The sequence below is a fragment of the Sphingomonas sp. NPDC019816 genome (genome assembly GCF_050274375.1).
In the GTDB taxonomy this organism is placed as follows: domain Bacteria; phylum Pseudomonadota; class Alphaproteobacteria; order Sphingomonadales; family Sphingomonadaceae; genus Sphingomonas.
In genome coordinates this window covers 1-22,528 of sequence record NZ_JBNNOB010000011.1, presented here as the reverse complement: position 1 = coordinate 22,528, position 22,528 = coordinate 1, and the positions used below count along the sequence as shown (strand labels likewise).

Genomic DNA, 22,528 nt, shown 5'->3' with positions numbered 1-22,528 from the left:
TTTCATGCCGCTATCCCCGTGACGAAGGGCTCGCCTTTCGCTAACGGACTGCGATGGCAAAACTCCCTATCGTCGCGATCGTCGGCCGTCCCAATGTCGGCAAGTCGACGCTGTTCAACCGTCTGGTCGGCAAGAAGCTGGCGCTGGTCGATGACCGGCCCGGCGTGACGCGCGACCGGCGCGAAGGCGACGCACATCTCCTGGGCCTCGATTTCCGCGTGATCGATACGGCGGGCTATGAGGATGAGGACCCCGATACGCTGCCCGGCCGCATGCGTCGCCAGACCGAGGCGGCGGTGAGCGAGGCCGATGTCGCGCTGTTCCTGGTCGATGCGCGCGCGGGCGTCATGCCGCTCGACGAAGAGATCGCCCGCTGGTTGCGCAGTTCGGACACGCCGATCGTGCTGGCCGCGAACAAGGCCGAGGGACGCGCGGCCGAGCAAGGCATCCTCGAAGCGCTGGCGCTGGGCTTCGGCGACCCGGTTCAGCTGTCCGCCGAACATGGCGAGGGTGTGGGCGACCTGTTCGAGGCGTTGCTCCCCTTCATCGACCGCGAGGTCGAGGAGGAAGAGGAGGTCGATCTTGAAAATCCCTTCGCGCCGCTGAAGCTGGCGATCGTCGGGCGGCCCAATGCGGGCAAGTCGACGCTCATCAATCGCTTCCTGGGGCAGGATCGCCTCATCACCGGGCCAGAGGCGGGGATCACCCGCGATTCGATCGCCATCGATTGGGAATGGCGCGACCGTGACGGCGAGGTGCGGCAGGTCCGTCTGATCGACACCGCCGGCATGCGCAAGAAGGCCAAGGTGCAGGACAAGCTGGAAAAGCTGTCCGTCGCCGATGCCCTGCGCGCGGTGGATTTCGCCGAAGTGGTCGTCCTGCTGCTCGATGCGACGCTGGGGCTGGAGTCGCAGGATCTTCGCATCGCCGACCGCGTGCTGGAAGAAGGTCGCGCGCTGCTGATCGCGCTCAACAAATGGGATGTGGCGGAAAGCCCGTCCTCGCTGTTCAACGGCGTGCGCAAGGCGCTAGAGGATGGGCTCAGTCAGGTGAAGGGGGTCCCGCTGCTCGCGGTCTCGGCCGCCACCGGCAAGGGGCTCGACACGCTGATCGAAGCCGCGTTCGAGACACGCGCGGCCTGGTCGAAGCGTGTGCCGACCGGCGAACTCAACCGCTGGTTCGAACGCGCGGTCGATGCCAATCCCCCGCCCGCGCCCGGCGGCAAGCGGATCAAGCTGCGCTACGTCACCCAGGTGAAGTCGCGGCCGCCGAGCTTCGTGATCTTCGGCACGCGGGTCGACCAGCTGCCGGCCAGCTATGAGCGCTATCTGGTCAATTCGATGCGACGGGAACTGGGCTTCGGCGCGGTGCCGGTCCGCCTCACGCTGCGCGCGCCGAAGAATCCGTTCGGGAAAAAGGACTGATCAGGACGCGGGGCGTCATGGGGCACCCTGCAACCTAGACGCAGCCTCTAGGTTTTTTGCCGCCCCCACCTCCCAACCGCCGTTCAGCCTGAGCGAAGTCGAAGGCCAAGGGTTGATGGTAGCGCGGGGCATTTGGCCGATGTCTTCCCGTGGCCTTCGACTTCGCTCAGGCTGAACGGAGGGGGGAGGGTTTTCCGGTTTGAGAAGGGGGGCGGATCGTTTGATCCGCCCTTTTTTAGTTCAGCCCTGAAGATGCGGCGCGGCGCCGGCCTTGGGCGTGTCGTTCTCCGCCATCGCGTTCAGCTGGACATAATTCTGGATGCCCATGCGCGCGATCATCTCGAACTGGCGTTCCAGCGTGTCGACATGCTCTTCCTCGCTGGCGAGGATGCGGGTGAACAGGTCGCGGCTGACATAGTCCTTGACCTCTTCGCAGTAGGCGATCGCTTCCTTGAGCTGCGTGACCGCTTCGATCTCGATCGCGAGGTCGCCCTTCAGCACCTCCTCGACCGTCTCACCGATGCGCAGGCGGCCGAGCAGCTGGAAGTTCGGCAGGCCATCGAGGAACAGGATGCGCTCGGCCAGCCAGTCGGCGTGGCGCATCTCGTCGATCGATTCCTTATACTCGAACTGGGCGAGCTTATAGACGCCCCAGTGATCGAGCAGGCGATAGTGCAGGAAATACTGGTTGATCGCGGTCAGTTCGTTCTTGAGCGCTTCGTTGAGATATTCGATGACCTTCGGGTCGCCCTTTACCGCCATATGCCCATCCTTCGTGATCGTTTCGGCCCCATCCTAACGTGGGATCATCCGAAGCGACAGACCCGCCATCACTCCGCCGCGCGAAACGGGGTTCCAACCCGGCGGAAACGTGATAGCCGCTGACATAGGTTAGTCGGAGTAAGGGGCGGAAAGTGGCAATCGGGGCGGTGGAGCAACTTGCGGAGGTATTGGAGCATCTGCGCCACGGTATCGTGATCTATGACCGCGACGAACGCATCTGCCTGATCAATCATTATGTCAGTCGCTCGTTCGGACTTTCCGAAGCGGCGGTGACCGTTGGGTCGACGCTGACGCACTATATAGACTGCATCGGCGATGTCGTGGGCTGGTCGCCGGATCGCCGGGCGAATATCATGCGGAACCACCGAAGCTGGGCGACCGAAGGCGTGTCGCGGCGGTTCGATCACAATTTTGACGATGGCACGGTCTTCGAGATCGCCTTTCACCCCCATGCCGATGGTGGGGCGACCATGACCTATCTCGACGTCACGCATGAGCGGCAGCTCCAGCGGATCAGCGCGACGCGCGAGAATCTGACGCGGCAGGCGCACGCGATGCTGGAGCGGGTCGGGCGGATCGCGGCCAATACCCGCCTCGTCGCGCTGAATGCCCAGATCGAGGCGGCCCGGCTGGGCAGCCAGGGTCATGGCTTTGCGGTCGTCGCCGATGAGGTTCGCAACCTCTCGCTCGAGACATCGGAGGTGCTGGTGGAGATCGGCCGGATCAACGAGGCGTCGCTGCGCCTGACATGATCGCCTGATCATCATCGTATAGTCGAAGGCGGGATTGGTGGGCCCGGCAGGACTCGAACCCGCAACCTAGCCGTTATGAGCGGCCAGCTCTAACCATTGAGCTACAGGCCCCACCATGCCTGTCCCGTAGCGTGACGCGCGGGGCGTTCGCAACCGGGATCGATCGTCACATAAAAGAAAAAGGGCGCCTTCGCGAAGGAAGGCGCCCTTTTCCGACAAACAGTCGGTGCTTCGGACCCGAAGGCCCGAAACAACATTACTGCATGTTGTCAGCCTTGGCGTCGGCAGCGTCGCGGACGTTGTCGGCAGCGGCGTTCATGTTGTCGGCAGCGTTTTCGAGGGTCGCGGCAGCGGCCGAGTTCGAGGTGTTGTCGGCAACCGCTTCGAGGTTGTCGGCCTGCATTTCCATATTGTCGGCCAGCATGTCCGCGTTGTTTTCAACAGCGGCCGCTTCCGGCGACTTCGTGCATGCGGCGACGGACATCAGGCCGGCGGCAGCGAGAACGAAAGCGATCTTCTTCATTCGAATGCTCCCAAGCAAAGCAAAAATCGCGGCCGGCCCGAATGCCGTCGCGAAGCGGCTCAAATAACGCGCGGTTCATCGCGGTCAATCCGCAAAATTCACATCGCGGCAAGGTTCGCGACGAACCGATGGCGCCTATCAGGCTTTTTCAAGGCGTTGGCGTTACCGAAGTGTTACCGGCCGTTTCGGAACCTTTTCGCTCAACGCGGCGTGACCGGGCCAATCTCCTCGGGCGCGTTGGCCACCACCGCCAGCATCGCCGTCCACGCCGCGACATTCTGGCGCAGCGCGGCCGGATCGATGCGGTCGATGACATCGTCGGGCGTGTGGTGAGTGTCGAAATAGTCCCAGCCGGACTGGTTCAGGTCGATCGCGGCGGTGCCGAGACGCAGCGTCGGGCCGATATCGGTGCCATCGCCCCCCACGCCGCTGCCCCGCGCGACACCGATGGGGGCGAGCGCGATCTGCAACCGATCGGCGACCGGCTTGGCACTGGCCGGCAGATTGACCTCGAACCGCCAGATGCGGTCGGCGCCGAAATCGCTCTCGGAGGCGGTGGCGTGACGTTCCCCGGCGTGCGCCTTGGCATAGGCCGCGCCGCCCAGGCCGCCGACCTCCTCGGCGCCGAACCAGACGACGCGGATGGTGCGGCGCGGCTGTCCGGCATCCATGATCCGCTTGGCGGCCGCCGCGGTAATCGCGATCCCGCTGGCGTCGTCGATCGCGCCGGTGCCCTGGTCCCAGCTGTCGAGATGGCCGCCGACCAGAACGATGCCGGCGGACGGGTCGCTGCCCGGCACCTCGGCGACGACATTACCCGATTCGCGAGTGCCCACCGTGCGCGGCGTCAGGACCAGCTTCATGCGCACCGGCTTGCCGCGCGCGGCGATGCGTTCCAGCTGCTCGGCATCGGGGACGGACAGTGCCGCCGCCGGGATGGCCTTCACGCCGTCCGGGAAGTTCGTGGTGCCGGTATGGGGAAAGCGGTGATGGTCGGTGCCGATCGACCGGATGACGATCGCGACCGCGCCGCGTTGCGACGCCAGCGCCGGCCCGGTGAAGCGCGCGGTGCCATAGGCGCCATAGCCCGACCCGTCCTGGGTGCGCGGCATGGCATTGCCGATATAGACGATCCGCCCCTTGATCTCGCTATCAGGTGCCGACTGGAATGCGGCCATGCTCGGAAAGACGGCGACCTCGGCGGTCAGGCCGGCGGCCGGCGTCGCCGCGGAGTTGCCGAGCGCGGCCAGCGTCAGCTTTTGCGGAAAGGGACTGAGCACCTCCGCGCTCTCGGCACCGCGTTCCCAGACGGGCATGCGATAGGGCTCGACCCGCACATTCCTGAAGCCCAGCGCGGTCAGCCGCGCGACCGCCCAGGTGCGCGCCCGCGCTTCCGCCTCGGTGCCCGCCAGCCGTTGGCCGACCTCGGTCGTCAGTCCCTCGACGATGTCCCACGCGATCGTGTCGGTCAGGGCGGCGTCGCGCAGCCGATCGACCTCGGGCGCGACGGTCGCGGGGGGCGGTGGCGGGGTCCGCTGCGCGAGGGTGGGCGACGACAGTGCGGAGGCGGTCAAGGCCGCGAGAACAAAGCGCTTCATGGCGCGGACTGTTGCCCAACCGGTCCGGTTTGCCAACAGCCGACGTACCCACTACATGGACGGGGAAATATCCTACAGTCGAAAAGCACGGAGCCCCGCGCCGCCATGGCCGTCCAATATACCTATGTGATGAAGGGTCTGACCAAGACCTTCCCCGGCGCCAACAAGCCTGTCCTCAACAACATCCACCTTCAGTTCCTGCCGAGCGCGAAGATCGCGATCATCGGCCCGAACGGCGCGGGCAAGTCCACGCTGATGAAGGTGATGGCGGGCATGGACACCGATTTCACCGGCGAGGCCTGGGCCGCCGAGGGCGTCCGCGTCGGCTATCTGGCGCAGGAGCCGCAGCTCGATCCGTCCAAGGACGTGATGGGCAACGTCAAGGACGGCGTGCGTCCGATCGCCGACCTGGTCGATCGCTTCAACGCCATCTCGGCCGAGATGGGCGACCCGAAGGACGACACCGATTTCGACGCCCTGATGGAAGAGATGGGCGAGCTTCAGGCCAAGATCGACTCGGTCGACGGCTGGTCGCTCGACAGCCAGCTGGAACAGGCGATGGAAGCACTGCGCTGCCCGCCGGGCGATGCCGACGTCACCCGCCTGTCGGGCGGTGAAAAGCGTCGCGTGGCGCTGTGCAAGCTGCTCCTCGAAAAGCCCGACGTGCTGCTGCTCGACGAACCGACCAACCACCTCGACGCCGAAAGCGTGTCGTGGCTCGAAAATTACCTGAAGGAATATGCGGGTAACGTCATCCTCGTCACCCACGATCGCTACTTCCTAGATAACGTCGTGAACTGGGTGCTCGAGCTGGATCGCGGGCGCTACTACACTTACGAATCAAACTATTCCGGCTATCTGGAAAAGAAGGCCAAGCGCCTGGAGCAGGAGGAGCGCGACGAGGCGGGCAAGCAGAAGGCGATCGCCGACGAGCTGGCCTGGATGCGTCAGACGCCCAAGGCGCGTCAGACCAAGTCGAAGGCGCGTATCCGCGCATTCGAGGAGTTGATGGATAAGCAGGAGAACCGCGTCGCGGGCAAGGCGCAGATCCTGATCCAGATCCCCGAGCGTCTGGGCGGCAGGGTGATCGAGGCCAAGGGCCTGACCAAGTCGTACGGCGACAAGCTGTTGTTCGAAAATCTCGACTTCATGCTGCCGCCGGGTGGTATCGTCGGCGTGATCGGGCCCAATGGTGCTGGCAAGTCGACGCTGTTCAAGCTGATCACCGGCCAGGAACAGCCCGATGCGGGCACGATCGAGATCGGCTCGACCGTGAAGCTCGGCTATGTCGACCAGAGCCGCGACGAGCTCGATCCCAACAAGAATGTCTGGCAGGAAATCTCCGACGAGCTGGAGGTCTTCCGCTTCGGCAAGCAGGAACTGGGCACGCGTGCCTATGTCGGCGCGTTCAACTTCCGCGGCCCCGACCAGCAGAAGAAGGTCGGCCAGCTGTCGGGCGGTGAGCGCAACCGCGTCCACATGGCCAAGATGCTGAAGGAGGGCGGAAACGTCCTGCTGCTCGACGAACCGACCAACGACCTCGACGTGGAAACGCTGCGCGCGCTGGAAGAGGCGCTGGAGACGTTCGCGGGCTGCGCCGTGGTCATCAGCCACGATCGCTTCTTCCTTGACCGCCTCTGCACGCACATCCTGGCATTCGAAGGCGACAGCCATGTCGAATGGTTCGAGGGCAATTATGAGTCGTACGAGGAGGACAAGCGTCGCCGCATGGGCGATGCCGCCGATCGTCCGACCCGTCTGGCGTACAAGAAGCTGACCCGCTGATTCGCGATCATCGCTGACCTGGCAATGCCCTTTCCGAGCGATCGGGAAGGGCATTGTCGTATTCGGGCCTCGCCAAATCGGGGCCAAATTGGGCAAGGCGTTCGCGATTGCAGCCGCTACGGCTTTAAATCGGCTGGTCGACCGCTTATTCTGAACGCGGTCCGGCAAAGGGATCACAAGGGGTTGGGTTACGGATGGCGGTAGTGGAACAGGCGCAGGGCGAGGATATGGAGATCGCCGGCGCAGGGCAGTTGCATTATCGGCTTCGCCAGCAATCGGTGCTCGCCGCCTTCGGGATCGAGGCGTTGCGCGCCCGCGATCTGGACCCGATGCTCCAGCGCGCGACCGAACTTTGTGCCGAGGGCATGCGGTCGCGCTTTTGCAAATTCCTGGAATATCGCGCCGATCGGGACACGTTGCTCGTGCGGACCGGCGTCGGCTGGGGCCCCGGCGTGGTCGGGTCGACCGAGATGCGCACCGACCTCGGCTCGCCCGCCGGCTTCGCGCTTCAGACCGGGCAGGGGGTAATCTCCAATCATCTCGACCAGGAAGAGCGGTTCCGAACCCCGGCGTTCATGGCCGAACACGGCATCCGCCGCGCGATCAACGTATTGGTCGAGGCATCGGGCCAGCGCTATGGCGTGCTGGAGGTGGACAGCGCCGATGAGGGACGCTTCGAGGAGGCCGATCTGGCCTTCATGCAGGGTTTCGCCAACCTGATCGGCGTCGCGATCGAACGGCAGGAGGCCGAGCGCCGCTTGGCCGAAGCGGTCGAACATCAGCAATTGTTGACCCGCGAAGCCAGTCACCGCGTCAAGAACAGCCTGGCGCTCGTGTCCGCCATGCTCAATCTCCAGAAACAGGAGGATGACGACCCCCGCGTGCTGCGCATGCTGAACGATGCCCAAGCGCGGATCACCGCGATCGCGCAGACCCACGACCAGCTCTGGCGGGGCGAGCGGGTGGGCATCGTATCGCTAGCCGATCTGGCGTGCGGCATCGCCGAGCAACTGGCGCAACAGTCCCAGAACCATCAGGTGCACTGTGACATCGAGGCGATCGAGATCAGCGCGGATACCGCCATCCCAATCGGCCTGATGCTGACCGAACTGCTGACGAACGCCATCAAATATGCTTACGGCGAATCGGGTGGTGCGATCGACGTGGCGCTGCACGCGCGCGACGGTCACCTCGTCATGACGGTCCGCGACCATGGGCGGGGGCTGCCCGCCGATTTCGACATGAAAGCCGCGTCGCGTCGCAGTCTGGGCATGCGGATGATCACCAGCCTTGCGCGGCAGTTGCGCGGCGAGATCCGGTTCGAGACGGTAGAGCCCGGCACCTGCGCTACCCTGACGCTGCCCGACCCGCGCGATTGAGGTTTAGCGGACCCGCTTGACGAAAGTACGCCCGTCCTCACGCCGCTCGGTCTGGAAATTGGGAATGGCTTCGATCAGATCGGAAAGCCGCTTGAAGCCGTAGTTTCGCGTATCGAAGCTGGAGCGATTGCCGGCCAACTGCCCGATCGCCGACAGGCTGGCAAAGCCTCGCTCGTCGCGCTTCACCGAATTATAGGCGTCGACCAGCAATTTCAGCAATTCCTCGTCGATCGGCTGCGGCGTTCCGGCGGTCCGCTTGCCTAATTCTATCGCGGGCGGCAGCGAGTCGGCGAGTGGAACGTCGGTCGTGCTCGGCTTGGCGGAAACGGGCTTCGCCGCACCGCTGGGTCCCCCGCCGCCAATCAACGCGCCGACGTCGATGAAGCGGCTGCACGCCTGCTTGAACGCCTCGGGCGTGCGGGAATTGCCGAAGCCATAGACGGGAAAGCCGTCTTGGCGGATGCGCGTAGCCAGCGGCATGAAGTCGCTGTCCGACGACATGATGCCGAAGCCGTCGATCCGCCCCCGGAACAGAAGATCCATCGCATCGATGGTCATCTTCATGTCGGTGGCGTTCTTGCCCTTGGTGAGATCGAACTGCTGTTGCGGCTCGATGCCATGCTTGACCATGACGTCGCGCCAGCCCTTCAGGCCGGGCTTCGACCAGTTGCCATAGGCGCGACGGACATTGACCGTGCCCAGCTCGGCCAAGACGGTAAGCACCGGGTCTATGGCGGCGGACTGGGCATTGTCGGCGTCGATCAGCAGCGCGATGTTGCGGGTCAGGGCATTCATGAGCCCAGTCTAGCAAAGCCGCGCGGCTGGGGCCATTGCCAGGTGGTCGATTGCGTGAGGCGCGGCGAAACGTTCCGGGACACCGAGGCGCCCGGATCGCTTCGCCGTGCTCGCCAAGGCCGGGGGCTTATCGGCGCTGGCCGTTGCGGACCTGACCGTTCGCCATTTCGACGCCCTTGGTCACGCGCTCATGGCTTTCGGGGTCATCGACCTCACGGGCAAGGTCATCGCGTGTGCCGACATCGGTAGCGATGCCGCCGCCATGGCCGACCGCCGAGGGCGAAGCCTGTGCCGCGTCGATGATCGCGCTGTCGTCATTCTCACGCGCGGTGGTGGTGCGGGGATGTTCCATGGTCGCTCTCCTTCGTTCGCTATCTGTACAGCGAAGAAGGCGTGCCATGGGTTCCTCACTCCGTCGGGTAAGTAATGGCGATCACCTCATATTCCCGCTCGCCCGCCGGCAGCGTCACACGCCGCAGGTCGCCGACCGAGGCGCCGCGCAGCGCGCGGACCAGCGGCGCGTTCCAGCCGACGCGCCCCTTGCCGGCATCGGCCTCGTCGTCGCCGACCAGCGTCAGCACGCGTTCGTTGTCGTCTTCATCGGCGATGATGACGGTCGCGCCGAACCACACCTTGCCACGATCCTCCTGGCGGGCGGGATCGATGACCTTGGCGGCCTTCATCCGCTTGGACAGCCAGCCCAGCCGCCGGTCGATCTCGCGCAGCCGCTTGCGACCATAGATATAGTCGCCATTCTCCGACCGGTCGCCATTGCCCGCCGCCCAGGCGATCGTGTCGACCAGCTTGGGCCGCTCGACCGCGAACAGCGCCTCATATTCCTGGCGAAGCGCGGCATAGCCGGCGGGCGTGATATAGTTGGGGCGATCCATCGCCCCGCTCTATCGCGCAGCGCCGCGCAATCAACCCGGCGGCGACTTGCCCAGATACCAGCTGAGCGGCGTCGGCCCCCGGCTGGTCGCGCGCTGCGGGTTCATCAGGTCGTAGACGACCGCGTTCTCCAGCACCCGCTGCACATAGTTGCGGGTCTCCATATAGGGGATCGCCTCTATCCAATCGACGATGTCGACCGCGCCGGTGCGCGGGTCGCCATTCTGCCGCAGCCATTTGTTCACATTGCCGCCACCCGCATTATAGGCCGCGATCGCAAGCGGATAGCTGCCGAAGTTATTGCGGATACGCTCGAAATAGCTGGCCCCCAGCTGGATCGACAAATTGGGGTCGGTGGTCAGCGCGGCGGGGGAGTAGGACAAGCCGATCTTGTTCGACTGCTCGGCGGCGGTGGCGGGCATCAACTGCATCAGGCCGCGCGCTCCGGCATGGCTGACGGCGGCCCGGTCGAACTGGCTTTCCTGCCGCGCGATGGCGTGGATGATCGTCCAGCTCGAATCGTAGCCCGAAGGCACCGGGATGGTCGGGAAGCCCGCCGCCGAATAGTCGGTCAGCCCGTTCTGCAACGCGCTGCGCCCGACCATGACCGCCAGGTCGGGCCGGGCGAGGTTGCGCGACAGGTCGACCGCCAGCAGATGGTCGTTCTCATCCGTCGCATCAGCGGCGATCTGGCGGATGAAGGCGCTCTGATCCTGCCACTGGCCGATCTGGCCCAGGAAGCGGGCGGCGCGCACCGTCTCGCGCGCGTCGAACGCGGCGCGGGTGGCGGCGGGCACAGCGCTCGATGCCAGGGTCGGCGGCGCAGTCAGGGGGCGACCGGTCCGTTCGAGCGCCAACTGGCCATAGAACTGGTCGCGATATTCGGCGGCGCGGTTGAAATAGCCGGCGGCCTCCGCCGGCCGGTTCGCCGCCTGCGCCGCACGCCCCGCCCAGTAAAAGCCCTTGGCTCGCGTCTGCGGCGACTGGCTGCCCCGGCCATAGCGGTCGAACAGGGTCATCGCATCGGCCGGCCGACCCAGCTTCATCGCCGTCTGTCCACCCAGCCAGACCAGGCTGGTATAGTCGTCCCGCTCGCCATAGGGGCGCTTCGAGACGTCGGTGCCGGCGGGATAGGCGTCGTCCACCTGCCGGGCGATGTCATAGGCGGTCTGAAGCTGATTGTCGGATGCCGCCGCGCGCGCGTTGAGCAGCAGGGTTTCGTAGAACTCCTCGACATTGCCCGGCCGGACGGCCAGTTGCCGGGGCCGCGCCAGCCAAGACCGGGCGGTCAGGCTGTCGCCGGTGTTGCGCAGCCACATGGCGCGGTCGGCGACATAGCCCGCATCATTGGCATAAAGCTCGGCGGTCGAGGCCGACAGGCTGGCGGCATCGGCCGACTTGGTGCGGAACGCCAGACGGGCGGCGAAGACCGGCCGCCGCGCCGCGCTGGTATAACCCAGCACCCGCTGCGCGGCGGTCGTCTGACCGCTCCACAACAGGGTGTCCATGCGGGCGTCATGATCCTCGGGCGACAGCGCCGATCCGAAGGTGGACAGCACCAACGCTTCGTCCGTGGGGGAGAGCACGCCGCGCCGCCACGCCGCACGCGCGGCCTGTGCGGCTTCGCCCGGTGCGCCCGTCGCCATCAACGCACGCGCATAGGCGACGCCGCCGGCCGCCGTCTGGGGCGGGAAGCGCCGGAAATAGGCGACGATGCTGCTGGGCGCGGCGGTGAAGTTCGCGGCCTGACGCTCGGCCGCGCGGCGATTGCTGCTCTCGCCCGGCCAACCGGGATGCGCCATCAGGAAGCCGGCATAGCTGTCGAAGGGCAGGGAGTCGGTTTGTTGCAGCGCCCGCCACTGTGCCAGCGCGGCGGCGATCGCGCCGTCGCTGGGTGCCTGAACCCCATTGGGGCTCATATTCGCCATCTGCGTCCGATACCGTTCGAGCTGGTCCTGCCCACCCGGCGCCACCAGGGCTCCGGCCAGTGTCGCCAGGAGCGCGCCCGCTTTCGTCAATGCCATCATGGTGGACAGAATAGGGCCTCTACCCGTACATGTCCTGAACAAATTCCAAATTTCGGCGCGACAGGAGCGCATTTCCTCTCATGTTTTCAGGATCCATCCCCGCGCTGGTCACGCCGTTCGAGGATCGCGGCGGTCATGTCGGCGGCGCATTCGACGAAGGCCGCTTCCGCGATTTCGTCGAATGGCAGATCGAACAGGGTTCGTCGGCGCTGGTCGCCTGTGGCACGACGGGCGAGGCAGCGACCATGCCCAAGGACGAGCATTTCCACGTCGTGCGCGTCTGCGTCGATCAGGCGAATGGCCGGGTGCCGGTGATCGCGGGGGCGGGGTCCAACGACACGATCGTCGCGATCGAGAATCTGAAGGCCGCCAAGGCCGCCGGCGCCGATGCCGCGCTGATGGTGCCGCCTTATTACAACCGCCCGAGCCAGGACGGGATCGCCCGCCACTTCGCCGAACTGGCGAAGGACGCGCCGCTGCCCATCGTCCTCTATAATGTCCCCGGCCGGACGGTGACGGACATCCAGCCCGCGACCCTGATCCGCGTGGTCCAAGGCGCGCCGGACATCTTCGTCGGGGTCAAGGACGCGAGCGGCGCGCTGGCCCGGGTGTCGCACCACCGCGCCGCGCTGGGCCCGGACTTCTGCCAGCTGTCGGGAAATGACGATCTGGCGCTGGCGTTCAATGCGATGGGCGGGGTGGGCTGCATCTCGGTGACCGCCAATGTCGCGCCGCGCCTGAGCGCCGATTTCCAGGCGGCCTGCGCCGCCGGTGACATGGCGCGCGCGCTGGAACTGCACGACCGCCTGTTTCCCCTGCATGAGGCGATGTTCGCCGACGCTTCGCCGGGCCCGGTCAAGTATGCCCTCAGCCGCGTGATGCCGGGCTTTGCGACCGGTGTCCGGCTGCCGATGACCTGGCCGTCGGACGCGGCACGGGCGCAGGTCGATGCCGCGCTGGCCCATGCCGGATTGATCTGACCCGGCCTTCCTCCGGCCATAATCCGGTTCGACCATCGGCATCGGCGATGGCTGCATGGGAGAGTTGGCGGATGTCGATCCTGGTGATCATCGCCTTGCAAGCCGGCGCGGTTGCGGGGCCCGTCCTGCCCGCGCCGCGCAAGGCACCCACCGGGCGCCGTTGTCCGCCGACGGATACCGGTGACGAGGTGGTGGTGTGCGGCCGATCGTCCGACGCGGATCGGATTGGCGCCATAGCCGACTATTCCAGGGCGATGACCCTGCCCAAGGCGCAAACCCATATCGCCGGTGTCGGCACCCTTTCCGCCGAAGCCGGACAGGGCGATGTCGGTGGATCGCCCAGCAGACGGGCGATGATCCGGCTGACGATCCCGCTGGGCGGGCGTCGTGGCGATTGAACGCGCCGTTCCAGAAACGGGATGACGTGCCCATCAGCGGCTTTTCATGACGCGTGCAAGCGCCTACATCGACCCGTCCATGCGCCCGAAACCCCAGACATTCGACAAGAAGAAGATCGTCGCCGAGAACCGGCGCGCCCGCTTCGACTATTCCATCGAGACCACCTATGAGGCCGGTATCGCCCTGACCGGGACCGAGGTGAAATCGCTTCGCTTCGGCGAGGGATCGATCGCCGAATCCTATGCCGAGGTGCGCGGCGAGGAGGTGTGGCTGGTCAATTCCAATGTGCCGGAATTCAGCCACGGCAACCGCTTCAATCACGAAGCCAAGCGGCCTCGTAAATTGCTCCTTCATGAGCGCGAAATAAACAAGCTCCATGGTGCGGTGGCGCGCGAGGGCATGACCCTGGTGCCACTGATGATCTATTTCAATTCGCGCGGTCGCGCGAAGGTGGAGCTGGCATTGGCGAAGGGCAAGAAGGCGCACGACAAGCGCGACGCGATCAAGGAGCGCGACTGGAAGCGTGAGCAGGGCCGTATCCTGCGCGATCGCGGCTGATGGCCTCCGCCGCGCCGACCATGTGGAGCCGATCGCTGGCATGGGTGCGGCGCAACATGCCGACCCGCGATTCGATGGAGAAGAACCGGCTGCTCCGGCCGGTCGCGCACCGGGTGCTTGCGCCCGAGCTGTGGCGTTTCACCCGCCGGTCGGTGCCGCGCGGGGTCGCGCTGGGCGTCGTCGCAGGCTTCCTGTTTCCGGTCGCGCAGATCGCGATCGCGGCGGTCTTCGCGCTGCCGTTCCGCGCCAATGTGCCGGTCGCGGCGCTGACGACCTTCATCACCAACCCGCTGACCACGCCGCTCCTGTGGCTGATCGCCTATCGAATCGGCACGATGTTGCTCCGCAGCGACACGCCGATCAATACGCAGCCGGTGGCGGAGGCCGCGACCGGCTGGTTGCAATGGGCGACCAGCGCCTTTCACTGGCTGTGGGAGCAGGGGCCGGCGTTCGGGCTGGGTTTGTGCGTGCTGACGGCGGGCTGTGCGATCGTCGGCTATGCCGCCTCGGCCTTGGGGTGGCGACTGTGGATCGCACGGAAATGGCGTAACCGCCGCAGATCGGCGCAGATTTGACCCGGCGTATCGTTTGACTGGACCTATCGGCCCGCTACAACAGGTGCATCACTGTCCTATTTGGGAACTCAGATGCGCTCTGTTCTGATTGCCGCACTTCTCGCCTCCACCGTTTCCCCCGCCATCGCCCAGACCAATGCGCCGATCGACAAGGCGGCCGTCGGCCCGGTCAAGCCCAACGCCAAGAACGGTCCCGAAATCGGCGATTTCGGCTTCGACATGGCCGGCCGCGATACCTCGGTGAAGCCGGGGGACGACTTCTTCGATTACTCGAACGGCACCTGGTACAAGGCGACGACGATCCCCGCCGATCGCTCGACCTATGGCATGTTCCATGTGCTTCAGGACCGCTCGCTCGAACAGACCCGCACGATCCTTGACGAAGCGACGAAGCAGACCGGCAACAAGGCCGGCGACTTCTATGCCAGCTTCATGGACGAGGCGGCCGTCAACGCCAAGGGCGCGGCCCCGGTCAAGCCGTGGCTGAACGCGATCCGCGCGACCAAGGACCGCGACGCGCTGGCGGTCGAAATGGCCAAGCTCCAGCGTCAGGGCGTCGGTGCGCCCTTCGGCGCCTATGTCGGCCAGGACGACAAGGCCCCCGACACCTATATCGTCAGCTTCAGCCAGAGCGGGCTGGGCCTGCCCGACCGCGACTATTATCTGAAGGACGACGCCAAGCTGGCATCGGTGCGCACCGCCTATCAGGCGTATCTCGCGCGGATGCTGACCCTGGCGGGCGAGCCCAATGCCGAGGCGCGTGCGGCCGCCGTCTTCAACTTCGAAAAGGCGCTGGCGGGGGCGCACTGGACGCGGATCGAAAGCCGCGACGCGGACAAGACCTACAATAAATGGATGGCGGCCGATTTCACCGCCAAGGCGCCGGGCTTCCCCTGGACGCAATATATGCAGGCGCTGGGCGTCGCGGGCCGCCCGGCCTATCTGGTTGCGCAGCCGAGCGCGGTCACCGGTGAGGCCAAGCTGTACAGCCAGACGCCGCTGAACGTCCTTCAGGACTATGCGATGCTCAAGGTCCTGCGCAGCTACGCGCCCTATCTGTCGAGCGATTTCGACAAGACCAACTTTGCCTTCTACGGCACCACCCTGTCGGGTACGCCGCAGCAGCAGCCGCGTTGGAAGCGTGGCGTTGGGCTCGTCTCCGAAGGGCTGGGCGAGGAAGTCGGCAAGCAATATGTCGCCAAATATTTCCCGCCGGAGTCGAAGGCCGCCGCCGACGCTTTGGTCAAGAACCTGATCTCGGCGATGGGCGACCGGCTGCGCAATCTGGAATGGATGGCGCCCGAGACCAAGCAGAAGGCGTTGGCCAAGCTCGCCGCCTTCACGCCCAAGATCGGCTATCCCGACAAGTGGAAGGATTATTCGGGCCTGACCATCCAGCGTGGCGACCTGGTCGGCAATGTCGCGCGGTCGAACGCCTTCGAGTTCCAGCGTGACCTCAACAAGCTGGGCCAGCCGATCGATCGCGGCGAATGGTTCATGACGCCGATGACGATCAACGCCTATGCCAACCCGCCGATGAACGAGATCGTGTTCCCGGCCGCCATCCTCCAGCCGCCCTTCTTCGATCCGAAGGCCGACCCGGCGGTGAACTATGGCGGTATCGGCGCAGTGATCGGCCATGAGATCAGTCACCATTTCGACGACCAGGGCCGCAAATATGACGCGACCGGCAAGCTGACCGACTGGTGGACGCCGCAGGACGTGGCGCGCTTCAAGACGTTCACCGACGCGCTGGTCAAGCAGTATGATGCCTATGAGCCGCTGCCCGGCCAGCACGTCCAAGGCGAATTGACGCTGGGCGAGAATATCGCCGATCTCGCCGGCCTGACCGTCGCGCTTGACGCCTATCACAAGTCGCTGGGCGGCAAGCCCGCGCCGGTGATCGACGGCACGACCGGGGACCAGCGCTTCTATTATGGCTGGGCGCAGGTGTGGCGGACCAAGTGGCGCGACGCCGCACTGCAACAGGCGCTGCTGTCCGATCCCCATTCGCCGGGGCATGAGCGCGTGCTGACGGTGCGCAACCTCGACCCCTGGTATGCGGCGTTCAAGGTGCAGCCGACCGACAAGATGGCGCTGCCGCCCGCACAGCGCGTTCGCATCTGGTAAGACGATAACAGCCCTTATGGCCTCTCCCGATCACATGGTCGGGAGAGGCTTTGTTTTTTGGAGAGCATGATGAAGAGCTTGGTCATCGCCGCGCTGCTGGGTGCGACCGCGATCACGGGGGGCGTGGCATTGCAGGCGCAGGATCGCGCTGCGCCCGCCAAGGGGCCGACCTATGGTCGTTTCGGTTTCGATGAAAAGGGCATGGACAAGTCGGTTCGCCCAGGCGACGACTTCTATGCCTTCGCCAATGGCGAATGGGCGAAGACGACGGCGATCCCGGCCGACAAATCGAGCTACGGCGCGTTCGACGTTCTGGCCGACCTGTCGCGCGAGCGGACGCACACCATCCTGGAGCAGGCCAAGGGCCAGCGGAACCAGATCGGCACCGCCTATGCCACCTATCTCGACACGGGGGCGATCGAGTCCAAGGGGCTGACCCCGATCAAGCCATGGCTGGACCGGATCAAGGCGCTGCGCGACAAGTCCGGCTATCCCGCGCTGTTGGCGGAGGCGGATCGCAACGGCGTGGGCATCCCCTTCGGATCCGGCGTCGGACAGGATGCGCGACAGCCCAATCTCTACACGGTGGGCTTGCGCCAGGCCGGGCTCGGCATGCCCGACCGCGACTATTATCTGAGCGACGATCCCAAGCTGGTCGCCGCGCGCACCGCCTATCAGGCGCATCTGGCCAAGATGTTGACCATGGCGGGCCAAGCCGATGCCGAGGCACGCGCCCAGGCGATCGTCGCCTTCGAAACCCAGATCGCCAAGGCGCATTGGACCCGGATCGACAGCCGCGACCGGACCAAGACCTATAACAGGATGAGCGTCGCCGATCTGGCGAAGATGGCGCCCGGCTTCGACTTCGCCACCTATCTGAAGGGCGTCGGGACCCCCGTCGACACGCTGGTCGTCGCGCAGCCGACGGCGGTCACCGGCATCGTCGCGTTGATCCAGGCGACGCCGATCGCGGTGCTGAAGGACCAACTGCTCGCCCGCTCGCTCGACGAGTTCGCCGACGTGCTGCCCGCCAAGTTCGATCAGGAGCAGTTCGCCTTTTACGGCACTACCCTGTCGGGCACGCCCCAGCAGCAGGAACGGTGGAAGCGCGCGGTCGACTTCACCAGCAGCGCGCTGGCCGATGAGGTGAGCAAGGTCTATGTCGCGCGCTACTTCCCGCCCGAAACGAAGGCGGCGGCGGACACGCTGGTCAGGAACGTCCTGGCGGCGATGGGCAAGCGTATCGACCAGCTCGACTGGATGGCGCCCGAGACCAAGGCGAAGGCGCATGCCAAGCTCGCCGCCTTCACGCCCAAGATCGGCTATCCCGACCGGTGGAAGGACTATTCCGGCCTGAAGATCGTGTCGGGCGATGCGTTCGGCAACGCGCTGCGTGCCGCGCGGTGGCGTCACGAGGACAACATCGCCCATCTCGGCAAGCCGATCCAGCGCTGGGAATGGGGCATGACCCCGATGACGGTGAACGCCTATGCCAATTTCGGCATGGTGGAGATCGTCTTCCCGGCGGCGATCCTGCAACCGCCCTTCTTCGACCCCAAGGCCGATCCGGCGGTGAATTATGGCGGAATCGGCGCGGTGATCGGCCATGAGCTGAGCCATCATTTCGACGATCAGGGATCGAAGTTCGATGCCAAGGGCCAGTTGACCGACTGGTGGACGCCCGCCGATGTCGCGGCGTTCAAGGCGCGTACGGGTGCGTTGGTGAAGCAGTATGACGCCTATGAGCCGCTGCCCGGCCTGCACGTGAAGGGCGCGCTGACGCTGGGCGAGAATGTCGCGGACCTGGCCGGCCTGTCGGTCGCCTATGACGCCTATCATGCGTCGCTGGGCGGCAAGACGTCACCGGTCATCGACGGCTTCACCGGGGACCAGCGCTTCTATCTGGGCTGGGCGCAGGTATGGCGGCGCAATTATCGTGAAGCGAATTTGCGCAACCGCCTGCTCACCGATCCGCACTCGCCGTCGCAGCAGCGGGCGTGGGTCGTGCGCAACCTGAACCCCTGGTATGCCGCCTATCAGCCCAAGCCGGGCGAGAAGCTCTATCTGACGCCCGAGCAGCGCGTACGGATCTGGTAAGATCCAGTGGGGAGACGCGGCGGGCGCAGGATCGCGCTTGACCCGTGCCCGGTCGCCTGATGAAGAGTTCGATCATGGCGATCGCGTCTCCCCCAACCCTGTCCCCGGTCAAAAGCGCCGCGATCCTGTCGGGCGCCAGCGGGCTGGGGGCGGCGGCGCTGCTGTTCCTGGCCGTACGTGACTGGGTGGTGGCGATCGGTTTCCTTGCGACGGCGCTGGTCGCGTTCGCCATGCTGGCGGCGTGGCGGCTCTTGCGTCCGTCCGCCGAACAGACGCGGCGGACGATCGACTGGGACTTCACCCGGGTCGTGGCGGACGCCAGTGCCGACGCGATCGCGGTCACCGATCGTGCGGGGCGGCTGGTCTGCGCGAACGATGCCTTCGCCTCGCTGTTCCCCATGATGCCGACGCCGCCGGGCGTGCCGCTGGACGCGCCGAGCGTCGAGGCGCTGGCCCAGGCGGGGCGGGCGGCGTGGCGGGACGGTCTGGGCCGAGCGGACCGCATCGCGGTCATGGGGACCGAGCTGTCGGTGCTGGTAACGCGGGCGGGGGACGAGGCCGACCTGCTGGTCTGGCGTTTCGCCATCGCCGAGGAACAGGATCTGGCCGAGACGGTCGAGGGGCTGATCGGCGGCCTGCAGGGCGATCGGCTGGGCGCGGCGGGGATCATGGCGGCGCTGATCGCCCCCGACGGCCGCGTTCGCGCCGCCAACCGCGTTCTGTGCGCGCGGGCCATGGGCGGCGAGATGCTGTCCATCGTCGGACAGGACTTCGCCACCTTCCTGGCGCATGACCCCAACGGGCAGGTCCATTTCGCCAGCGAAGCGAGCACGGGCAAGGCGCTGCGCATCCTTCAGATCCCGTTCGTGGAGGGGGAGGGTGCGCCGATGCTCGTCATCCTGCTCGACGAAGAGACACAGCTTTTGCCGGCGGCGGGGACCAATCCGGGCAGCCATGTGCGGGGCCTCGTCTCGCTGATGCCGTTCGGCATCGCGCTCGTCGACCGGGATGGGCGGTTCATCCAGATGAACTCGGCCTTCATGCGGGCCGCCGGGGTCAGCGGCGCCGCACCGCCGCTCTATCCCGGCGATCTGGTCGTGCGCGAGGACAAGGCGGCGGTGGCCGATGCGATCCGCCGCTTCGCCGGGGGCGCGACCCACTCCGCCGACATGGCGGTCCGCCTGAAGGATCATCCCGAGGAACCCGTAGCGCTCACCATCGCCGGCGCGCGCGGGCTGGGCGAGGCTGCGGTGCTGCTGAGCCTGAAGGACAATTCGGAGGAAAGCCGCCTGAAGCGCGAGGTGGCGCAGGCGACGAAGATGCAAGCGGTCGGCCAGCTGGCCGGCGGTGTGGCGCATGACTTCAACAACATCCTGACCGCGATCATCGGGCATTGCGACCTGATGCTGATGCGCCATTCGCCCGGCGACAGCGATTATGACGACATTCAGCAGATCAGGACGAACTCCAACCGCGCCGCCAGCCTGACGCGCCAGTTGCTCGCCTTTTCGCGGCAACAGACGCTGCGTCCGCAGATCCTGCAACTGCCCGATGTCGTATCCGAGGTATCCAACCTCCTGAAGCGGTTGCTGGGCGAGCGGGTACGGCTGGACGTCAGCCATGGCCGCAATCTGGGCCCGATCCGCGCTGATCCGGGTCAGCTGGAGCAGGTGGTCGTCAACCTGGCGGTCAATGCCCGCGACGCCATATTGGAAAACGAGCCGGTCGGCGGTGGCATCCTAACCATTCAGACGCGCGCCGTATCGATGGCCGACGTCCGGGCGATGGGCAACGACATCCTGCCGGCGGCGGACTATACCGCGCTGATCATCAGCGACAACGGCACCGGTATCCCGGTCGAAATCCTGCCCAAGATCTTCGAGCCGTTCTTCACCACCAAGGAGCTGGGCAAGGGCACCGGGCTGGGCCTGTCGACCGTCTATGGCATCATCAAGCAGTCGGGCGGCTATATCTTCGCCGATTCGCCGGCCAGTGGCGGTGCCAAGTTCTCCATCTACCTGCCGGTCCACGCCGCGCCCGCCGTTCCCGCCGCGCAACTGTCCGCCGGAAAGCCCGCGCCGCGCGCCACGGCGACGCCATGGGGTTCGGGCACAATCCTGCTCGTCGAAGACGAGGACATGGTCCGCGCCGTCGCCGAGCGCGCGCTGTCGCGTCAGGGCTATACCGTGCTGGCGGCCGAGAATGGCGAGGCGGCGCTGGAAATGCTCGACAAGCACGGCAAGCCCGACCTGCTGATCTCTGACGTGGTCATGCCGACGATGGACGGTCCGACGATGGTCGGGCTGGTGCGCAAGCGCTATCCCGACCTCGCGGTGCTGTTCATGTCGGGCTATGCCGAGGAACAGCTGCGCAAGTCGATCACGCTCCCCAATGTCGGCTTCCTGCCCAAGCCCTTCTCGGTCCAGCAACTGGCGGAGGCGACGCAGGCGGCGCTGGCGCAACAACCCGCTGGCGGATGACGCAAACCATGTTATGGCAGTGCTGATGACAGAGCCCGTGCAGATCCTCATCGTGGAGGACGAACCCCTTATCGCCATGATGCTCGAGGATTTCCTGGACGTCCTCGACAAGCAGGTGGCGGGTACCGTCGACAGCGTCGACGACGCGCTGGCGCGGGTGGCAGAGGGCGGTATCGATGCTGCGATCCTCGACGTCAACCTGCGGGGCGGCCAGAAGAGCACCCCCGTCGCCGAAGCGTTGGCGGAGCGCGGCGTGCCCTTCGTTTTCGCCACTGGCGGATCGGATGATTCGGTCGACGAACGCTTTCGCGATCGCCCGCGCCTGCAAAAGCCGTTCACCATGGACGGCGTGGCAAAGGCTTTGGGATCGCTCTAAACGCCATGCGGGGCGTCGAAAGCCCCGCCATCACCCCGTTTTGCGAAATTTGCTTGCGTCAACGGCGGGTCCGGCGACATAGGCCTGCGCCATGACACGCCAATTCGACAAGTCCCGCCTGCCGTCCCGGCACGTTTCCGTCGGCCCCGAGCGCGCGCCGCATCGCAGCTATTATTATGCGATGGGTATCCAGGAAGAGGATATCGCCAAGCCGTTCGTTGCGCTGGCGAGCGCTGGCAACAACTCCGCCCCCTGCAATACCACGCTGGATGCGCAGGCCGATGCCGCGCAGGGGGGGGTGATCCGTGGTGGCGGCATGCCGCGCCGGTTCAATACCATCACCGTCACCGATGGCATCGCTATGGGCCATCAGGGCATGAAGGCATCGCTCGTCAGCCGCGAGGTCATCGCCGATTCGGTCGAGCTGTCCGTGCGCGGCCATTGCTACGACGCACTGGTCGGCTTTGCGGGGTGCGACAAGTCGCTGCCCGGCATGATGATGGCGATGCTGCGCCTGAACGTGCCGTCGATCTTCGTCTATGGCGGCTCGATCCTGCCCGGCCGGCATCATGACCGCGACGTGACCGTCGTCGACGTGTTCGAGGCGGTCGGCCAGCATGCGGCAGGCAACTGCCCGCTCCATGAGCTCATCGCGCTGGAAAAGGTCGCCTGCCCGGGCCACGGCGCGTGCGGCGGACAGTTCACCGCCAACACCATGGCGTGCGTCGGCGAGGCGATCGGCCTGTCGCTGCCCAACAGCAACATGATGCCCGCGCCCTTCCTCGACCGGCATGGCATCGCCGAGGCGGCGGGCGAGCAGGTAATGGAGCTGGTCGCGCGCAACATCCGCCCGCGCGACATCTGCACCCGCGAAGCGTTCGAGAATGCCGCGCGCGTGGTCGCCGCGACCGGCGGCTCGACCAATGCCGGGCTTCACCTGCCCGCCATGGCGAACGAGGCGGGGATCGACTTCGACCTG

Annotated in this window: 20 protein-coding genes and 1 tRNA gene; 13 read left to right on the top strand and 8 right to left on the bottom strand. The window is 65.9% G+C overall.

The window, feature by feature from the left end; all coding sequences use genetic code 11:
• Positions 1 to 53: 53 nt before the first annotated feature.
• Entirely contained in the window at positions 54 to 1,424 is a 1,371-nt protein-coding gene (gene der, locus ACQKJZ_RS02990; protein ID WP_312489465.1) for a ribosome biogenesis GTPase Der, read from the top strand.
• A 240-nt stretch (positions 1,425 to 1,664) separates the two neighbouring features.
• Here the strand turns inward: der and bfr are convergent, their stop codons facing one another.
• Entirely contained in the window at positions 1,665 to 2,186 is a 522-nt protein-coding gene (gene bfr, locus ACQKJZ_RS02985) for a bacterioferritin (protein ID WP_427729928.1), read from the bottom strand.
• Positions 2,187 to 2,338: 152 nt separating this feature from the next.
• Between bfr and ACQKJZ_RS02980 the strand changes: the two genes are divergently transcribed.
• Complete coding sequence (locus tag ACQKJZ_RS02980) at positions 2,339 to 2,959, top strand: methyl-accepting chemotaxis protein (RefSeq protein ID WP_427729927.1); 621 nt, start codon at positions 2,339 to 2,341, stop codon at positions 2,957 to 2,959.
• Between the two features lie 35 nt (positions 2,960 to 2,994).
• Here the strand turns inward: ACQKJZ_RS02980 and ACQKJZ_RS02975 are convergent.
• From ACQKJZ_RS02975 to ACQKJZ_RS02965, 3 genes are all read right to left on the bottom strand, one after another.
• Positions 2,995 to 3,070, bottom strand: a tRNA-Ile gene (locus ACQKJZ_RS02975).
• Positions 3,071 to 3,215: 145 nt separating this feature from the next.
• Positions 3,216 to 3,482 carry a hypothetical protein gene (locus ACQKJZ_RS02970; protein WP_183950786.1) on the bottom strand — a complete coding sequence of 89 codons (267 nt, stop codon included), beginning with the start codon at positions 3,480 to 3,482 and terminating at the stop codon, positions 3,216 to 3,218.
• Between the two features lie 200 nt (positions 3,483 to 3,682).
• A complete protein-coding gene (locus tag ACQKJZ_RS02965) occupies positions 3,683 to 5,080 on the bottom strand; it encodes a M20/M25/M40 family metallo-hydrolase (protein ID WP_427729926.1) in 1,398 nt (465 codons plus the stop codon).
• Positions 5,081 to 5,185: 105 nt separating this feature from the next.
• On the opposite strand from ACQKJZ_RS02965, the gene ettA reads away from it, so the two are divergent.
• Positions 5,186 to 6,865, top strand: a complete 1,680-nt coding sequence (gene ettA, locus ACQKJZ_RS02960) for an energy-dependent translational throttle protein EttA (RefSeq protein ID WP_427729925.1) — start codon at positions 5,186 to 5,188, stop codon at positions 6,863 to 6,865.
• Positions 6,866 to 7,059: 194 nt separating this feature from the next.
• A complete protein-coding gene (locus ACQKJZ_RS02955; RefSeq protein ID WP_427729924.1) occupies positions 7,060 to 8,244 on the top strand; it encodes a sensor histidine kinase in 1,185 nt (394 codons plus the stop codon).
• A gap of 3 nt (positions 8,245 to 8,247) precedes the next feature.
• On the opposite strand, the gene ACQKJZ_RS02950 is transcribed toward ACQKJZ_RS02955, so the two are convergent.
• The 4 genes from ACQKJZ_RS02950 to ACQKJZ_RS02935 form a co-directional block, all read right to left on the bottom strand.
• Positions 8,248 to 9,039 (bottom strand): NYN domain-containing protein, encoded by a 792-nt coding sequence (locus tag ACQKJZ_RS02950; RefSeq protein WP_427729923.1) that lies wholly within the window; start codon positions 9,037 to 9,039, stop codon positions 8,248 to 8,250.
• Positions 9,040 to 9,166: 127 nt separating this feature from the next.
• Entirely contained in the window at positions 9,167 to 9,391 is a 225-nt protein-coding gene (locus ACQKJZ_RS02945; RefSeq protein WP_427729922.1) for a hypothetical protein, read from the bottom strand.
• A gap of 55 nt (positions 9,392 to 9,446) precedes the next feature.
• On the bottom strand, positions 9,447 to 9,929 hold the full coding sequence (greB, locus tag ACQKJZ_RS02940) for a transcription elongation factor GreB (RefSeq protein ID WP_427729921.1): 483 nt from the start codon (positions 9,927 to 9,929) through the stop codon (positions 9,447 to 9,449).
• A gap of 30 nt (positions 9,930 to 9,959) precedes the next feature.
• Positions 9,960 to 11,954: a transglycosylase SLT domain-containing protein gene (locus tag ACQKJZ_RS02935; protein ID WP_427729920.1), complete on the bottom strand. Its 1,995-nt coding sequence runs from the start codon at positions 11,952 to 11,954 to the stop codon at positions 9,960 to 9,962.
• 80 nt (positions 11,955 to 12,034) lie between these two features.
• Here ACQKJZ_RS02935 and dapA point away from each other — a divergent pair, with 80 nt between their 5' ends.
• The 9 genes from dapA to ACQKJZ_RS02890 form a co-directional block, all read left to right on the top strand.
• Positions 12,035 to 12,934 (top strand): 4-hydroxy-tetrahydrodipicolinate synthase, encoded by a 900-nt coding sequence (gene dapA / locus ACQKJZ_RS02930; RefSeq protein ID WP_427729919.1) that lies wholly within the window; start codon positions 12,035 to 12,037, stop codon positions 12,932 to 12,934.
• Positions 12,935 to 13,005: 71 nt separating this feature from the next.
• A complete protein-coding gene (locus tag ACQKJZ_RS02925; RefSeq protein ID WP_427729918.1) occupies positions 13,006 to 13,332 on the top strand; it encodes a hypothetical protein in 327 nt (108 codons plus the stop codon).
• Between the two features lie 79 nt (positions 13,333 to 13,411).
• A complete protein-coding gene (smpB, locus tag ACQKJZ_RS02920; RefSeq protein ID WP_312488821.1) occupies positions 13,412 to 13,891 on the top strand; it encodes an SsrA-binding protein SmpB in 480 nt (159 codons plus the stop codon).
• Complete coding sequence (locus ACQKJZ_RS02915; protein WP_312488820.1) at positions 13,891 to 14,466, top strand: DUF2062 domain-containing protein; 576 nt, start codon at positions 13,891 to 13,893, stop codon at positions 14,464 to 14,466. The genes smpB and ACQKJZ_RS02915 overlap by 1 nt, the downstream gene beginning before the upstream one ends.
• 72 nt (positions 14,467 to 14,538) lie before the next feature.
• Positions 14,539 to 16,596, top strand: coding sequence for a M13 family metallopeptidase (locus tag ACQKJZ_RS02910; protein WP_427729917.1), 2,058 nt, complete (start codon positions 14,539 to 14,541; stop codon positions 16,594 to 16,596).
• Positions 16,597 to 16,665: 69 nt separating this feature from the next.
• Positions 16,666 to 18,693, top strand: coding sequence for a M13 family metallopeptidase (locus tag ACQKJZ_RS02905; protein WP_427729945.1), 2,028 nt, complete (start codon positions 16,666 to 16,668; stop codon positions 18,691 to 18,693).
• A 74-nt stretch (positions 18,694 to 18,767) separates the two neighbouring features.
• Positions 18,768 to 21,173, top strand: a complete 2,406-nt coding sequence (locus ACQKJZ_RS02900; protein WP_427729916.1) for a response regulator — start codon at positions 18,768 to 18,770, stop codon at positions 21,171 to 21,173.
• 25 nt (positions 21,174 to 21,198) lie between these two features.
• On the top strand, positions 21,199 to 21,549 hold the full coding sequence (locus tag ACQKJZ_RS02895) for a response regulator (RefSeq protein WP_312488814.1): 351 nt from the start codon (positions 21,199 to 21,201) through the stop codon (positions 21,547 to 21,549).
• Positions 21,550 to 21,640: 91 nt separating this feature from the next.
• On the top strand, positions 21,641 to 22,528 hold an 888-nt coding region (locus ACQKJZ_RS02890), incomplete at its 3' end, for a dihydroxy-acid dehydratase (protein ID WP_427729915.1).

Bases quoted from the DNA above. Each gene is read 5' to 3' on its own strand.
- ACQKJZ_RS02950 (WP_427729923.1), bottom strand. From the start codon at position 9,039: ATGAATGCCCTGACCCGCAACATCGCGCTGCTGATCGACGCCGACAAT.
- der (WP_312489465.1), top strand. From the start codon at position 54: ATGGCAAAACTCCCTATCGTCGCGATCGTCGGCCGTCCCAATGTCGGC.
- ACQKJZ_RS02925 (WP_427729918.1), top strand. From the start codon at position 13,006: ATGTCGATCCTGGTGATCATCGCCTTGCAAGCCGGCGCGGTTGCGGGG.
- ACQKJZ_RS02965 (WP_427729926.1), bottom strand. From the start codon at position 5,080: ATGAAGCGCTTTGTTCTCGCGGCCTTGACCGCCTCCGCACTGTCGTCG.
- ACQKJZ_RS02895 (WP_312488814.1), top strand. From the start codon at position 21,199: ATGACAGAGCCCGTGCAGATCCTCATCGTGGAGGACGAACCCCTTATC.
- ACQKJZ_RS02900 (WP_427729916.1), top strand. From the start codon at position 18,768: ATGGCGATCGCGTCTCCCCCAACCCTGTCCCCGGTCAAAAGCGCCGCG.
- ACQKJZ_RS02970 (WP_183950786.1), bottom strand. From the start codon at position 3,482: ATGAAGAAGATCGCTTTCGTTCTCGCTGCCGCCGGCCTGATGTCCGTC.
- ettA (WP_427729925.1), top strand. From the start codon at position 5,186: ATGGCCGTCCAATATACCTATGTGATGAAGGGTCTGACCAAGACCTTC.
- ACQKJZ_RS02935 (WP_427729920.1), bottom strand. From the start codon at position 11,954: ATGATGGCATTGACGAAAGCGGGCGCGCTCCTGGCGACACTGGCCGGA.
- dapA (WP_427729919.1), top strand. From the start codon at position 12,035: ATGTTTTCAGGATCCATCCCCGCGCTGGTCACGCCGTTCGAGGATCGC.
- ACQKJZ_RS02945 (WP_427729922.1), bottom strand. From the start codon at position 9,391: ATGGAACATCCCCGCACCACCACCGCGCGTGAGAATGACGACAGCGCG.
- greB (WP_427729921.1), bottom strand. From the start codon at position 9,929: ATGGATCGCCCCAACTATATCACGCCCGCCGGCTATGCCGCGCTTCGC.
- bfr (WP_427729928.1), bottom strand. From the start codon at position 2,186: ATGGCGGTAAAGGGCGACCCGAAGGTCATCGAATATCTCAACGAAGCG.
- smpB (WP_312488821.1), top strand. From the start codon at position 13,412: ATGCGCCCGAAACCCCAGACATTCGACAAGAAGAAGATCGTCGCCGAG.
- ACQKJZ_RS02910 (WP_427729917.1), top strand. From the start codon at position 14,539: ATGCGCTCTGTTCTGATTGCCGCACTTCTCGCCTCCACCGTTTCCCCC.
- ACQKJZ_RS02915 (WP_312488820.1), top strand. From the start codon at position 13,891: ATGGCCTCCGCCGCGCCGACCATGTGGAGCCGATCGCTGGCATGGGTG.
- ACQKJZ_RS02955 (WP_427729924.1), top strand. From the start codon at position 7,060: ATGGCGGTAGTGGAACAGGCGCAGGGCGAGGATATGGAGATCGCCGGC.
- ACQKJZ_RS02905 (WP_427729945.1), top strand. From the start codon at position 16,666: ATGAAGAGCTTGGTCATCGCCGCGCTGCTGGGTGCGACCGCGATCACG.